The 14,353-nt window shown below is 69.7% G+C and carries 14 protein-coding genes; 2 read left to right on the top strand and 12 right to left on the bottom strand.

Annotation, left to right across the window (positions count from 1 at the left end):
- Positions 1 to 177: 177 nt before the first annotated feature.
- From G6N20_RS18695 to ssd, 7 genes are read right to left on the bottom strand one after another with little or no spacing between them, the layout of a single operon-like run.
- A complete protein-coding gene (locus tag G6N20_RS18695) occupies positions 178 to 507 on the bottom strand; it encodes an Rv3654c family TadE-like protein (protein WP_083048283.1) in 330 nt (109 codons plus the stop codon).
- 16 nt (positions 508 to 523) lie between these two features.
- Positions 524 to 838 (bottom strand): TadE family type IV pilus minor pilin, encoded by a 315-nt coding sequence (locus G6N20_RS18690; RefSeq protein WP_083048285.1) that lies wholly within the window; start codon positions 836 to 838, stop codon positions 524 to 526.
- Positions 839 to 846: 8 nt separating this feature from the next.
- Positions 847 to 1,038: a DUF4244 domain-containing protein gene (locus G6N20_RS18685; protein ID WP_142272032.1), complete on the bottom strand. Its 192-nt coding sequence runs from the start codon at positions 1,036 to 1,038 to the stop codon at positions 847 to 849.
- Positions 1,039 to 1,062: 24 nt separating this feature from the next.
- Positions 1,063 to 1,665, bottom strand: a complete 603-nt coding sequence (locus G6N20_RS18680; RefSeq protein WP_179961489.1) for a type II secretion system F family protein — start codon at positions 1,663 to 1,665, stop codon at positions 1,063 to 1,065.
- Complete coding sequence (locus G6N20_RS18675) at positions 1,662 to 2,456, bottom strand: type II secretion system F family protein (protein WP_083048289.1); 795 nt, start codon at positions 2,454 to 2,456, stop codon at positions 1,662 to 1,664. The genes G6N20_RS18680 and G6N20_RS18675 overlap by 4 nt, the downstream gene beginning before the upstream one ends.
- Positions 2,453 to 3,619, bottom strand: coding sequence for a TadA family conjugal transfer-associated ATPase (locus G6N20_RS18670; RefSeq protein WP_083048291.1), 1,167 nt, complete (start codon positions 3,617 to 3,619; stop codon positions 2,453 to 2,455). The genes G6N20_RS18675 and G6N20_RS18670 overlap by 4 nt, the downstream gene beginning before the upstream one ends.
- Positions 3,616 to 4,680: a septum site-determining protein Ssd gene (ssd, locus tag G6N20_RS18665; protein ID WP_083048388.1), complete on the bottom strand. Its 1,065-nt coding sequence runs from the start codon at positions 4,678 to 4,680 to the stop codon at positions 3,616 to 3,618. Before ssd ends, G6N20_RS18670 begins: the two co-directional genes overlap by 4 nt.
- Positions 4,681 to 5,179: 499 nt before the next feature.
- On the opposite strand from ssd, the gene G6N20_RS18660 reads away from it, so the two are divergent.
- Positions 5,180 to 6,037 (top strand): HAD-IB family hydrolase, encoded by an 858-nt coding sequence (locus tag G6N20_RS18660; RefSeq protein WP_083048295.1) that lies wholly within the window; start codon positions 5,180 to 5,182, stop codon positions 6,035 to 6,037.
- 434 nt (positions 6,038 to 6,471) lie between these two features.
- On the opposite strand, the gene G6N20_RS18655 is transcribed toward G6N20_RS18660, so the two are convergent.
- Genes G6N20_RS18655 through G6N20_RS18635 form a run of 5 tightly spaced genes read right to left on the bottom strand, consistent with a single transcriptional unit; the run spans position 6,472 to position 12,306 of the window.
- Entirely contained in the window at positions 6,472 to 7,239 is a 768-nt protein-coding gene (locus tag G6N20_RS18655; protein ID WP_083048297.1) for a Fic family protein, read from the bottom strand.
- Positions 7,236 to 8,915 carry a dipeptide ABC transporter ATP-binding protein gene (locus G6N20_RS18650; RefSeq protein WP_083048299.1) on the bottom strand — a complete coding sequence of 560 codons (1,680 nt, stop codon included), beginning with the start codon at positions 8,913 to 8,915 and terminating at the stop codon, positions 7,236 to 7,238. The genes G6N20_RS18655 and G6N20_RS18650 overlap by 4 nt, the downstream gene beginning before the upstream one ends.
- Positions 8,912 to 9,775, bottom strand: a complete 864-nt coding sequence (locus G6N20_RS18645) for an ABC transporter permease (protein WP_083048301.1) — start codon at positions 9,773 to 9,775, stop codon at positions 8,912 to 8,914. The genes G6N20_RS18650 and G6N20_RS18645 overlap by 4 nt, the downstream gene beginning before the upstream one ends.
- Positions 9,768 to 10,694 carry an ABC transporter permease gene (locus tag G6N20_RS18640; RefSeq protein WP_083048303.1) on the bottom strand — a complete coding sequence of 309 codons (927 nt, stop codon included), beginning with the start codon at positions 10,692 to 10,694 and terminating at the stop codon, positions 9,768 to 9,770. Before G6N20_RS18640 ends, G6N20_RS18645 begins: the two co-directional genes overlap by 8 nt.
- A gap of 1 nt (position 10,695) precedes the next feature.
- A complete protein-coding gene (locus G6N20_RS18635; RefSeq protein ID WP_083048305.1) occupies positions 10,696 to 12,306 on the bottom strand; it encodes a peptide ABC transporter substrate-binding protein in 1,611 nt (536 codons plus the stop codon).
- Positions 12,307 to 12,356: 50 nt separating this feature from the next.
- Between G6N20_RS18635 and acs the strand changes: the two genes are divergently transcribed.
- The gene (acs, locus tag G6N20_RS18630) at positions 12,357 to 14,339 is read left to right on the top strand and encodes an acetate--CoA ligase (protein WP_083048307.1); all 1,983 of its coding nucleotides are present in this window, start codon (positions 12,357 to 12,359) and stop codon (positions 14,337 to 14,339) included.
- The last annotated feature ends 14 nt before the right edge of the window (positions 14,340 to 14,353 follow it).

Here is a 14,353-nt window from a genome sequence, read left to right as displayed (position 1 = left end):
GCGGCAACGAAACACCCGAGCGAGACCACTAGCTCGCGCCTTCCCAACGACATTGCCGCCAGGGTGGTGGCTGGCACCCGTACACGGCCCTGAGCGCAATCTCGGTGACGGGCCGGGTTATTCGCCCAGCTGATGAGAAGGTTCGTGGCGGATCTCGACAAACCGTGACGCCGTTGGCTATCCAAGTCGGTCGGACTGCGCCGTGTCCACCGGGCCCGCGCGCGCGACCGCCCGCGCCACACCCACCGGCCCGACAGCCGCCTCGACGGTGACGACGACGTCGAGGTCCTCGACATCGCAGTGCGCGCCGCCGACCCGCATCTGGTGGGCCACCGCCGTCGCACGCGCGCACGCGGCCGCGGCCCCCGACGGTAGCCCCGCCGCGGCGGCCAACGCGGCCAGGTCGGCGACCGCCTGTGCACGGTGCCGGGCCACCACCGCCGAGCCCAGGTAAGCGGCCGCACCGGTGACGCACAGCACGACGGCGACCATGGCGGCCGCCACCACGGTGGCCGAACCGGCGTCACCGCGGCTCGGCGGCCGAGACCGCTCTCGCCGAAATAGCCAAGGTAGGCAGCAGTCTTGAATGTGCCACCACCGTGGCGACCAGGAACTCGCCGTCCTGGCGAAGCTGGATCTGCGCTGCGGGCGGCGCGATTCGGCGGGCAATGTCGACGGCCCTGCGTTGGTCGCCGCGCGCGGCCAGTCGAGCGGCTTCGCGGGCCGCGTCGATGCAGCGGACCTGCATCGAGACCGCGGTGATGCCCGCCAGGCACAGCACCAACACCACCACCAGGGTGGCGATCGCCAGCGCCGCCTCAACGGTGCTCGCGCCCACACCCGACGTTAAACCTTGGTGCTCAGCGCGCGACCGATGATGTGGTTGAGCGCCGAAACCACTGAATCGCCGGTTACGACGGTGTAGAGGATCGCGCCGAAGGCCGCCGCCGCGATGGTCCCGATCGCGTACTCGACCGTCGACATGCCCGACTCGTCGACCGCCAGCAGCGTCATCCGCGCCACGAACGCGCGAAACATGTTGATCACCAATACACTCCCTTCTCATACCAGGCCTGATTCCAACACCGCACCGGCCAGCCCGGCGACCATCGGCACGATGCCCAGGCACACGAACGCCGGAAGAAAGCACAGCCCCAGCGGCCCGGCGATCAGCACCCCGGCGCGTTCGGCGGCGCCGGTGGCGGCATGGGCTGCGTGCTGGCGAGACTGAGCGGCCAGTTCAACGACGCCCTCGGCCAGGGCCGCACCCGAGGACGCCGAGCGCCGCGCCAGCCGCAGCAGCGCATCGACCTGCTCATCGACCGCGCCCACGGGGAGATCCGGCGGGGCCGACCAGGCGATCTCGGGGTCGGCACCCAGCGTCAGCAGGTCAGCGGCCCGGGCCAAGACCCGCGCCAGCTGCGGCGGCGCGGAGGCGGCGGTCGCGGCAGCGGCGGCGGCCACCGTCATGCCGGCGGTCAGGCAGACCGCCAGCACGTCCAGGCTGGATGCCACCCCCAATGGATCCGGGCCGCGTCCGAGCCCGTGTGCGGGGCCCCGGCGCACCGGATGCTCGCGGGGCGTCGCCCGGGCGCGTGCCCGTACCACCGTCGGGCCGGCGCCGACCCACAACGCCATGGCCAGCAACAGCGCGGGCACGCTCACCGCGCCGCCCGATCGATGATCCGGTCCGCCCACAGCAACCCGCCGCAGGCCAGCGTTACCCCGATCACCAGCAGCCATCCACCCGCCCGTCCGGTGAGCAAGAAGTTCAGCGGTCGGGCACCGAACAGCTGCCCGAGCAGCAGGCCGAGCACCGGCAGGCCCGCAAGGATGGCCGCGGTGGCGCGGGCGCCGGCCATCCGGGAGGTCACCATTGCCGAGAACCGTTGCCGCTCAGCGATATCGCGTTGCGCAGCCCGCATCAGGGTGGCTATCGCCAGACCGTGATCACTGGCCAGCTGCCAGCACACCGCCAGCCGCTCCCAATATCCGGGCAAGGCCGACGATCGGGCCGCGGCACGCAGGCCGGCGGAGACGTCGGCACCCAATCGTGCACGCGCCGCGACCGCGCGCAAGGCCGCGGCCACCGGACCCTCGGCCTCGTCGGCGGCGACGCCGAACGCGGGCACCGGATGGGCGCCCACGCGCAGCTCACCGACCAGCACGTCAAGGGCGGCGTGCAGCGCCCGCCCCTCGTTGCTGGCGCGCCGGAGGCGGCGACGACGCCGGTAGCGCAGGCTCACGGTGGCGCCCATGACCGCGACGGCCAAGACGTTCGTCAACGGCAGCAACACGACGACGCCGACCGCGACGCAGGCGGCCAGGCAGATCACCCACCCTGCGCCGACGCGCCGAGGGGAGGGCACGGCGGGCTTGAGGCGACGCCGCGGCGAGGGTGGCGACACCACCAGCGCGAGCGCCAGCGGCAGCGCGGCGAGCAGCATCCCGATCATGCCGCCGTCCGGGTTTGCAGCAGGCGGCTCAGCTCGGCGGAGTGCTCGGTGATCCCGTGTTCCGCGTACCACACCGGGACCGCCTGAACCCGCCCACTATCCGCCCGGCGCAGCACGGCGATCTCACCCAGCCGGCGTCGGCCGGACCGGTCGCGGGTGACGTGCAGCAGCACTTGGACGGCCGCGGCGAGCTGACTGTGCAACGCCGCGCGGTCGAGGCCGCCGAGCGCGCCAAGCGCCTCCAGCCGGGCCGGAACCTCACCCGGGCTGTTGGCGTGGACGGTGCCGGCACCGCCGTCGTGGCCGGTGTTCAGTGCCGCCAGCAGATCCACCACTTCGGCTCCCCTGACCTCGCCGACCACGATGCGGTCGGGCCGCATCCGCAGCGCCTGCCGCACGAGGTGGCGCACCGTTACCTCACCCACTCCTTCGACGTTGGGGCACCGCGCGACCAGTTTGACCAGGTGGGGATGGCGGGGCGCCAGCTCGGCGGCGTCCTCGACGCACACGATCCGCTCGGCCGGCGACACGGCGCCCAACATCGCGGCCAACAGGGTGGTCTTTCCGGCGCCCGTGCCGCCAGACACCAGAAACGCCAGCCGGGCGGCGATGATGTCGGCGACCAGCTCAGCGGCCTGGGGCGCGATCGCGCCCGCAGCGGTCAGCGCCGCCAGATCCTGGGTGGCCGGCCGCAACACCCGCAACGACAAGCAGGTGCCCGCGGCCGCCACGGGCGGCAACACCGCGTGCAGCCGGACCGCGAAACCTCCGGCGCCGATCCCGGTTAGCTGGCCGTCCACCCACGGCTGGGCGTCGTCGAGCCGGCGGCCGGCGGCCAACGCCAGTCGCTGCGCCAACCGGCGCACCGCCGCCTCGTCGGGAAACCGAATGTGACTGCGCCGCAGCCCGTTTCCGTCGTCGACCCACACCGCGTCGGGCGCGGTGACCAGGACGTCAGTGGTGCCGTCCGCGCACAGCAGCGGTTCGAGGATGCCGGCACCGGTCAGCTCGGTCTGCAGCAACCGGAGATTTGCCAGCACCTCGGTGTCCCCGAGGATCCCGCCTGACTCGGCCCGGATGGCTGCGGCCACGACGTTGGGGCGCAGCGGGACCGATTCCGCGGCCAGCCGTTCGCGGACCCGCTCGATCAGAGAGCCGGTCATGCGGCCCGGCCGTTCGGCCGCGAACCCACCGCACAGCCCGTGGGTGGCAGCACGCCAAGCACCCTGCGGGCCGCGACCGCCAGCGGGGATCGCCGTCGCAGCCGCAGACCGCCGTGCTCGAGCTGCCCGGCGAGCCGCGGCTGGGCCCGCATGGTCGCCAGTAGCGGAACGCCGACGATGTCGGCGACGTCGGCCGCCCGCAATCCCGCCGGCGACGGCCCGCGCACCACCAGTCCGAGGTTGGGATTGGTCGCGGCGAGCACCGGCGCAACCGTGGCGGTGGCCGCGCAGGCCCGCACGCCGCACGGGCTGACCAGGACGACCAGATCGGCGCAAGCCAGCGCGGTTTGGGCGGCGTCGGTGAGGCGGCGCGGAAGGTCGCACACCACGGTGGCTCCTCCGCGGCGCCCGGCATCGACGACCGCGTCCACCGCATGGGCTTCCAGCTCGCATCCGCGCCGGGTGCCCGACAGCCAACTGGTCCCCCGATGTCGCGGCAGCGCCTCGCGCACGGCCGACCAGCTCAACCGTCCGCCGTGCAGCGCCAGGTCGGGCCAGCGCAAACCCGGTGTGGTTTCACCGCCCATCGGCAGGTCGATGCCGCCGCCCCAGGGATCGAGATCCACCAGCAACGCGTCGGGGGCGACCCGCGCCAGGGCCACCGCGAACAGCGACGCTCCCGCACCACCGCAGCCCCCGATGACGGCGACGACGGCCCCGCCGACCGTGTCGGGGCGTGCCGCTTCCGTGGCTTCGGCAAGTTCGCGGATCAATTCATCCGCTTGCTCGGGCATCCGCAACACGTGCTGGGCGCCGACGGAGATGGCCGCCGCCCAGGTCGCCGTGATGGTTTCGGTGTCGGTCAGCACGCTGACGTGGGTGCGCCGCGGGAACCCGGCCTGCCCGCACCGCTCCGCCGCCGCCTGGTCGAGCACCACGGCCGCGGCCGCCGACCACGCCTTGCGGCTCACCGATGTGCGGCCACCGGCATGAACAACGCGAACACCGACCGCTGCCGCGACCCGGTCCAGCTCCTCGCGTAACGCCGGACCGGTCAGCACCGCCAACACGCCGGAGGCCGTGCGGTCGGTTCCGGGAGGGCCAGATGGGATGGTCACCCCATCACCGTGCCGCGCGGTGGCGGCGCGACGAAAGCCTCGCGGGCGGATCTGTGGATACCGGCGCGGCTGTGCACAGTGGGGCCGGCGAACGGTCAGACCGGGTACGGTCAGCACATCCCCGCAACACGCGACGAGCCCGGCTGGCACCCGGGCACCGAGAACTTGTCAACCCCAACAAAGGGACGACCCCCGCCAGGGGGGGAGGAGGCGAGGGTCGTCGTGCATCAGCCCCGGGGGGTCGGGCTGATACACCCTCGGCTTCGGCCGAGTAATGCTTACTATACACATGCCAGACGGGATTCACGCAAGTACCGCTTTTGCCGGAAAGCACAGCTTGAGCCGTGTAAATGCGGCCAACAAGTCGGCGGCGGCGGTGTCCTGGCGCCCGGTTTGAAAACAAGGTGGCGGCCCCCTCAGACCGCCCACCTATGCTGGATCGGTGAGCATGTCCGACTCGGTAGCGCAGCAGCAAACCTCGCCACAATCACCGGGACCACCCGTTCCACGCACCCGCACCGCCGCCTTCTTCGACCTCGATAAGACCATCATCGCCAAGTCCAGCACGCTGGCGTTCAGCAAACCCTTCTACGCGCAGGGATTGCTCACCCGCCGCGCCGTCCTGAAGTCCAGTTACGCGCAATTCATCTTTTTGCTCTCCGGCGCTGACCATGACCAGATGGACCGGATGCGCACCCACCTGACCAACATGTGCACCGGCTGGGATGTCACGCAGGTGAAGTCGATCGTCAACGAGACACTGCACGACATCGTGACCCCCCTGGTGTTCGCCGAAGCGGCGGACCTGATCGCCGCCCACAAATTGTGCGGACGTGACGTCGTGGTGGTCTCGGCCTCCGGTGAGGAGATCGTGGGCCCGATCGCCCGGGCGCTGGGGGCGACGCACGCGATGGCAACCCGCATGGTCGTCGAGGACGGCAAGTACACCGGCGAGGTCGCGTTCTACTGCTACGGCGAAGGCAAGGTGCAGGCGATCCGCGAGCTGGCCGCCCGCGAGGGCTACCCGCTGGAACACTGCTACGCCTATTCCGACTCGATCACCGACCTGCCGATGCTCGAGGCCGTTGGCCACCCGTCGGTGGTCAACCCGGACCGCGGGTTACGCAGAGAAGCCGTCGAACGTGGCTGGCCGGTGCTGACGTTCTCCAAGCCGGTGTCGCTGCGCGACCGCATTCCGGCGCCATCGGGTGCCGCGCTTGCCACCACGGCCGCGGTGGGAATCAGCGCGCTGGCGGCCGGGGCGGTCACCTACTCGCTGCTGCGCCGTTTCGCGTTCTAACCGTGGCGACGATGCGGCCGGGGCGGGCAGCAGCAAACATCTTAACCGTGCAATCCAAGGTCTTTTCAGAACGTTCACAGAATTAGGCCTTGCTGTGCTTGGGGTCTAGTAGTACAAAGGAACCACGGAAGCCCGGTGAGGCCAAGGTCGAACCGGAAGAGAAGGTTCGCCCTCCCGATCCGGGCACCCAGCACGGTTCCCGGCACCCACGCGGAGTCATAGCCGCGATAATGGCAGAAGTGTTGCGGGCCTGCGTAATTGCGAAGAGCAGATGGTGTCGACGGCCCTTTGGGTGGGGCTGCAGCCGGAAGCGTCGCAAACGCGCCGAGGCCAACCCACGCAGCCCACAGTGCACGCTTGGTACCCGAGAGCCGTGTTGGCGGGCGGCGATTCGAAAGCCTTCGGTCGCCGCCCGCTTTGCATTTCCGTCGCGACTATTTTCGTGGGCCGTCAGCTACCAACTCGGCAATCGACAAAGCCTCCTGCGCACCGGCCTGCATCGCCCGACAACACAGCACCAGCCAGCGCGCCACACCCTCGGGCGTACCCTCGGCGAATCCGCGCGCGGCGTCGCGGTAATCCGCTGGCCGGCGCATCCAATACACCTCCGGCACACCCAGTCCATGCGGATCCACCCCGGTGGCCACCGACACCAGCCGCGACACTGCACGGGCCACCACCCCGTCGGCACTGCCAAACGGCTGCAGGGTCAACAGCTCCCCGTGGGCGACCGCGGCTATCACCGGCCCCGACGCCCGCGTGTGACCGGTCACCACACGCACCAGCAACTCCAGCCGCGGCCCAACCTCGGGGTCGGCGCGTGGGCGGCCCAACCGCTCGTCGCCGACCTGGCCGGCGGCCGCCAGCATGTGCAACCGGGCCAGTGCCTGCAGCGGCGCCCGCTGCCACACCCCGACCAGCGGGCCCGTGCCCCCTTCCAGCGCCTGCGCGACCCGTAGCGCCCCACCGAACACCGGATCGCTGATCCCGGCCGACTCCGTCGGCTCGGCCGGCGTCACCGGACCGCCGTCGAGCACCGACGAGGCGCGCGCCGCCCGCAACGCCGCCTCGGCGGCGGTCAACGGCCAGCCCCGCAGGTTGGCGCGGTGCCGGTGCACCCGACCCAGCGCCGCGCGTGCGCGGTCACCGGCTGCGGCGACGCCGGGCAGCTCCATCAACGCGGCCAGCGGATCAGCCGTCATGGGTTGCCAACCTGGTGGGCACCGGCCGCCGCGCCGGGAATGGCCGCCAGCAACTGTTGGGTGTACTCGTGGCGGGGGCTGGTGAACACCGCCTCGGTGGGGGCATGCTCCACCACCCGGCCAGCGCGCATCACCAAGACATCGTCGGCGATCTGACGAACCACCGCCAGGTCGTGACTGATGAACAGGTAGGTCAAACCCAGGCTGGCCTGCAGATCGGCCAGCAGGTTCAGGATCTGCGCCTGCACCACAACATCGAGCGCCGAAACCGCCTCGTCGCACACCAGCACGTCGGGCCGCAGTGCCAACGCGCGGGCGATCGCGACCCGTTGCCGCTGACCGCCCGACAGCTCACGGGGCAGCCGACCCAACACCGACGGCGGCAGCGCCACCTGGTCGACCAGCTCACGCACCGCCTGCCGGCGCTGCTTGCGGTCCCCGACCCGATGGATGCGCAACGGTTCCTCGATGGCCCGAAACACTGTGTACCTGGGATCCAAGCTGCTGTAGGGGTTCTGGAACACCGGTTGCATCCGACGGCGAAAGGCCAGCGCCGCGGCCGGGTCCAGGCCACCGACGTGGTAGGTGCGGTCGAAAACCACCGTGCCCCACGTCGGTTTCAGCAGACCCAGCACCATCCGCGCCAGCGTCGACTTGCCCGATCCCGACTCGCCGACGATCGCCAAGGTGCTTGCCCGGCGCAGCCGAAACGACACCCCGTCGACGGCGCGAAACTCGACGCGCCGCCACGGTTTGCCGTGCGGCTCACGGTAGATCTTGGTCAGCTCGGACACGACCAGAATGTCGTCCTGTCCGCCGGCATGTGCGGCGGCCGCGGCCGCCACCCGCGACCGGACTTGGGCCGATCGGGTGTCACGCGCGGTCAGCGACGGGGCCGCGGCCACCAGCCGTTGGGTGTACTCGTGTCGCGGATCCTGCAAAATCGACTGCGCCGCACCGGATTCCACCACCACCCCGCGATGCATCACCACCACGGACTCGGCCCGCTCGGCGGCCAGCGCCAGGTCGTGGGTGATCAGCAGCAGCGCGGTGCCCAGTTCGTCGGTGAGCCGCTGCAGATGGTCGAGGACCTGCCGTTGCACGGTGACGTCGAGGGCCGAGGTCGGCTCGTCGGCGATCAGCAGCCGCGGCCTGCCCGCCAACCCGATGGCGATCAGCGCGCGCTGGCACATTCCGCCGGACAGCTGATGCGGATAACGGCCGGCTTGTCTGACCGGATCCGGCATCCCGGCCTCGGCGAGCAGCTGCACCGCCCGTCGCCGCGTGTTGCGGCCATCGGTGTTGGCCCGCAACGCTTCTCGGATCTGAAACCCAACCTTCCACACCGGGTTGAGGTTGGTCATCGGATCCTGCGGTACATACCCGATGTCGCGACCTCTGATGGACCGCAACAGCCGTCGATCGGCCCTACGGTCGAACGTCGTGATGTCGTGCCCGTCGAAAACGATGCGCCCGGCGGTGATTCGGCCACCGGGGGAAAGCAGACCAAGGATCGCAGCGGCCGTCGTGGACTTTCCCGACCCCGATTCCCCGACCACGGCGACGGTCTGGCCGCGACCGACGGTCAGATCCACGCCGCGAACCACGGGCTCGCCGGCGCCGAACCTGACTTCCAGGCCCCGCACCGACAACAGCGGCTCGCCGATCCCGCTCACGCGCGCAACGCCCGTGAGGCCGGGTCCAGTGCGTCCCGCAGAACGTCGCCCATCGTCATGAAAGCCAGCACCGTAATCGCCAGTGCACCAGCTGGGTAGAACAGGATGGGCGAACCTGCCCGTAGCCGGGCCTGGGCGACATTGATGTCACCGCCCCAGGACACCACCGACGCGGGCAGTCCGACCCCCAGGTAGGACAACGTGGCCTCGGTGACGATGAAGCCGCCCAGGGCGATGGTGGCCACCGCGATCACCGGCCCCAGGGCGTTGGGCAGCACATGCCGCCGCAAAATTTGAAACCTGCTCAGCCCCAGGGCTTTCGCCGCGAGCACATAGTCGCTGACCCGTGCTTCGAGCACCGAGCCGCGGGCGACCCTGGCCACCTGCGGCCAACCGAACAGGCCCAGGATGACGATCACCGTTCCCACCGTGCGGTGATGCATCACCTGCATGAGCACGATGGCGGCCAGCAGCAGCGGCAAGCCGAAGAACACGTCGGTGATTCGCGAAATCACCGCGTCCACCCAGCCGCCGTAGAAACCGGCCAGCGCGCCCAGCGTCCCACCCACGACCAACGCGGCGAACGTGGCTCCCAGTCCAACCACCACCGAAGCGCGCGCACCGTAGACCGTGCGCGCATAGATGTCGTGGCCCTGCAGGTCGGTGCCGAACCAGTGGGTCCCCGACGGGGAAAACATGCTCTGGTTGGGATCGGCATAGGTTGGGTCGGCCGCGGTGAACAGCGCCGGAAACGCCGCCACGACAAGAATCAGCAGGATCAACGCGGCGGCGACGACGAACTTGGGACGCCGGCGCAGACCGCGCCAGGTGTCGAGCCAGAACCCGGTGTGCTCAGCCATATCGGATCCGCGGGTCCAGGGCGGCGTAGAGCAGATCCACCAGCAGATTGGTGATCAGATAGACCACCACCAGCACCGTCACGATCGACACCACCGTCGGCGCTTCCTGCCGGGTGACCGCCTGATACAGCACACCGCCGACGCCGTGGATGTTGAAGATGCCCTCGGTCACGATGGCCCCGCCCATCAGCGCCCCGAAATCCGCGCCGAGAAAGGTCACCACCGGGATCAGCGAGTTGCGCAAGATGTGCACCGTCACCACCCGCGGCCGCGACAACCCCTTGGCGGTGGCGGTGCGAACGTAATCGGCGTGCGCGTTGGCGGCCACCGCGGACCGGGTCAGCCGCACCACATACGCGAAGGACACCGCACCCAACACGATCCCGGGCAGCAGCAGCCGGCCGAATGTCGCCCGTCCGCCCACCGTCACCGGCGCCCATCCCAGCCGCACCCCGAACAGGTATTGCGCCAGAAAGCCCAGCACGAAGATCGGGATCGCGACGATGATCAGCCCGGTGACCAACACCGTCGCGTCAAAGATGCCGCCCTGACGCAGCCCGGCGATCACGCCGAAGCCGATCCCCAGCGCCGCCTCCACCGCCAGCGCGATCAGGGCCAGCCTCAGGGTGACCGGAAACGCATGCGCCAGAACGGCGCTGACCGGTAGCCCGGAATAGGCCCGGCCCAGGTCGCCGTGCAGCAGGCCGCCCAGATAGCGCACATACTGCACGACGAACGGATCGTCAAGGTGATACTGGGCGCGTAGTTGCCCGGCCACGGCGGGGGTCAGCGGCCGGTCCCCGGCCAGCGCGGCCACCGGGTCACCGGGCAGCAGGAACACCATGCCGTAGATCAGCAGCGTAGCGCCGAGGAACACCGGCACCATGACGGCGATCCGGCGCACCAGATACCAACCCATCTCAGTCCTTGACGATGTTCTCGTAGTCGGGCAGGCCGTTCCAGGTGACCGTGACGCCGCTGACCTCCGTCGACCACCCGACGACGGCGATGTTGTCCCATAGCGGAACGACGGGCATGTCGTGCAACAGGATTCGCTGCGCGACGTTGGCCAGCACGTCGGCCTGGTGCGGGTTGGGCGCGGCCGCGGCGGTGGCCAGCGCCGCGTCGAACTCCGGGTTGGAGTAGCCGACGTCGTTGGATCCCGCCCCGGTGGCATACAGCGGGGCGAGGAACTCGATCATCGACGGGTAGTCACCCTGCCATCCGGCGCGGAACGCGGTGTCGATGGTGCGATTGGTGATTTGGGTGCGGAACCCGGCGAAGGTGGGCTGCGGCGCGCCGACCGCGTCGATTCCCAAGACGTTCTTGATGCTGTTGGCCACCGCGTCCACCCACTCCCGGTGGCCGCTGTCGGCGTTGTAGGCGATGACATATCGACCGGTCCACGGCGAGATCGCATCGGCCTGCGCCCAAAGTTGGCGGGCCCGTTCGGGGTTGAAGTCCAATGCGTCGTTGCCCGGTATGTTCGGGTCGAATCCCGGCAACGACCGGGCGGTGAAATCGCGGGCGGGGCTGCGCGTCCCGTTAAAGATCTGCTGACAGATTTGCGGGCGGTTGATGGCGGCCGAAAGCGCCAGCCGGCGCAGTCTGCCCTCCTCGCCGCCGAAATGCGGCAGCCGCAATGGCGTGTCCAGCGACTGGTTTATCGCCGCGGGCCCACTGGTCACGTTATCGCCCAGGTCGCGTCGATAGATCGGCAATGCGCTCGACGGAATCGTGTCCAGGACATCGAGATTGCCGGACAGCAGATCCGAGTAGGCGGTGTCGAGGTTGGCGTAGAACTCGAACCGCAGGCCCTTGTTGCGGGGTTTCCGGTTGCCGTGGTAGTCCGGGTTGGGCACCAGGTCGATCTTGACGTTGTGTTCCCAGGCGTCACCGGTGCCGAGCTGGTACGGTCCATTGCCGATCGGGTTGCGGCCAAAAGCCGTCATATCCCGGAAGGCGGCGTCGGGCAGCGGATAGAACGCGTTGTGGCCCAGCCGCAAGGTGAAGTCGACGGTCGGCGCCTTAAGTCGCACGGTGAACTCGCGATCGTTGACCACCCGCAACCCCGACATGGTGGTCACCCGGGGATGCGCCGCGGCCACCTCGTCGAAGCCGTCGATCGGGCTGAAAAATTGCTGCTGCAGTTGGGCATTGGTGCTCAGGGCGCCGTAATTCCAGGCGTCGACGAACGAGTGGGCGGTCACCGGTGAGCCGTCGGTGAACTTCCAGCCCGGTTTGAGAACGATCCGGTAGTTGACGTTGTCGGTGGTCTCGATCGACTGGGCGACCTCCGGCGTCGCCTTTCCGGCGGCGTCATAGGATATCAGGCCGGCGAACAGCCGATCGATGATGCGGCCGCCGTTGCTGTCGTTGGTGCCGGTCGGGATCAGCGGGTTGGGTGGTTCTCCGCCGTTGACCAGCACCGAGTCCGGGCTCAGCAGGCCGCCGCCGCACGCGGCGATCGGCGCGGCCGCGAGCACCGCGGCGGCCACGGCGGTCAGCGCGGCCCGGATCCGAGACACCATGACAGCGACCCTAAAGCGTAGGACGGGCCGCGCCACTTAGGCTCGGAAGAGTGAGTGCCACCAATCTCGAAGGCCCGTCGTCATACCCGCCGTCGCCCCGCTTCGCCGAGCAGGCCAACGCCGGCGCCGAGCTGTACCGCGAGGCCGAGGAAGACCGGCTGGCCTTTTGGGCCGCTCAGGCCAACCGGCTGTCCTGGGCGGCGCCGTTCACGCAGGTGCTGGACTGGTCGGAGGCGCCGTTCGCCAAATGGTTTGTCGGCGGCAAGCTCAACGTCGCCTACAACTGCGTGGACCGCCACGTCGAGGCCGGCCACGGCGACCGGGTCGCCATCCACTGGGAAGGCGAGCCCGCCGGTGACCGCCGCACGCTGACCTATGCCGACCTCCTGACGCAGGTGAGCAAGGCGGCCAACGCGCTGACCGACCTTGGGCTGGTTGCCGGCGACCGGGTGGCCATCTACCTGCCGCTGATCCCTGAGGCCGTGATCGCCATGTTGGCCTGCGCGCGGCTGGGAATCCTGCACAGCGTGGTTTTCGGCGGCTTCACCGCAACCGCGCTGCGCGCCCGGATCGCCGACGCCCAGGCCAAGTTGCTGATCACCAGCGACGGCCAGTTCCGCCGCGGCAAGCCGGCACCGTTGAAGGACGCCGCCGACGAGGCGATCGCCGATCCGGACAGCTCCATCGAGCACGTTGTGGTGGTGCGGCGCACCGGAATTGACGTGTCCTGGACTGACGGTCGTGACCTGTGGTGGCACGACGTGGTCGAGTCGGCGTCGCCGCGACACAGCCCGGCGGCGTTCGACGCCGAGCACCCGTTGTTCCTGCTGTACACCTCGGGCACCACCGGCAGGCCCAAGGGAATCGTGCACACCAGCGGCGGTTATCTAGTGCAGAGCTCGTACACGATGCACACCATCTTCGACGTCAAGCCCGAGCGCGACGTGTTCTGGTGCACCGCCGATATCGGCTGGGTCACCGGGCACACCTACGGGGTCTACGGTCCGCTATCCAACGGCATCACCGAGGTCCTCTACGAGGGCACACCCGACACCCCCGACCGGCACCGCCATTTTCAGATCATCGAAAACTACGGCGTCACAATCTATTACACCGCCCCGACGCTGATCCGGATGTTCATGAAGTGGGGCCGTGAGATCCCCGACGCCCACGACCTGTCCAGCCTGCGGCTGCTGGGGTCGGTCGGCGAACCGATCAACCCCGAGGCCTGGCGCTGGTACCGCGATGTCATCGGCGGGGGCAACGTCCCGGTGGTGGACACCTGGTGGCAGACCGAGACGGGCTCGGCGATGATCTCGCCGCTGCCGGGCGTCACCGCGACGAAACCGGGTTCGGCGATGCGGCCGCTGCCGGGGATCTCGGCCAAGATCGTTGACGACCACGGCGATCCGCTACCGCCGGACATCGGGGGCGACAAGCACGTCACCGGATACCTCGTCTTGGACCAGCCGTGGCCGTCGATGCTGCGCGGCATCTGGGGTGACCCCGAACGCTACCGGAGGACCTACTGGTCCAAATTCGCCGAGCAGGGTTTCTACTTCGCCGGTGACGGCGCCCGCTTCGACCCCGACGGCGCGATCTGGGTGCTGGGCCGCATCGACGATGTGATGAACGTCTCCGGGCACCGGATCTCCACCGCCGAGGTGGAATCGGCGCTCGTCGGCCACCCCGGCGTGGCCGAGGCGGCGGTGGTCGGGGTTACCGACGCCACCACCACCCAGGCCATCTGCGCATTCGTGGTGTTGCGCGCCAACTACCACGCCCACGAGGGCACCCCCGACGAGCTGCGCGCCCAGGTGGCGCGGGCGATCTCACCGATCGCGCGGCCGCGTGAGGTCCATGTGGTGCCCGAACTACCCAAGACCCGCAGCGGCAAGATCATGCGCCGGCTGCTGCGCGACATCGCGGAGAACCGGGAGCTGGGTGACACCTCGACGCTGCTGGATCCCGGCGTGTTCGATGCGATCCGGGCCGCCGCGCAGACCCCCGCCGAGCGGCCGGGTCAGGCCTGACTCATCGAGACCAT

The sequence above is a fragment of the Mycobacterium shinjukuense genome, assembly GCF_010730055.1.
Lineage (GTDB): Bacteria > Actinomycetota > Actinomycetes > Mycobacteriales > Mycobacteriaceae > Mycobacterium > Mycobacterium shinjukuense.
This window is presented reverse-complemented; position numbering and strand designations above follow the sequence as displayed.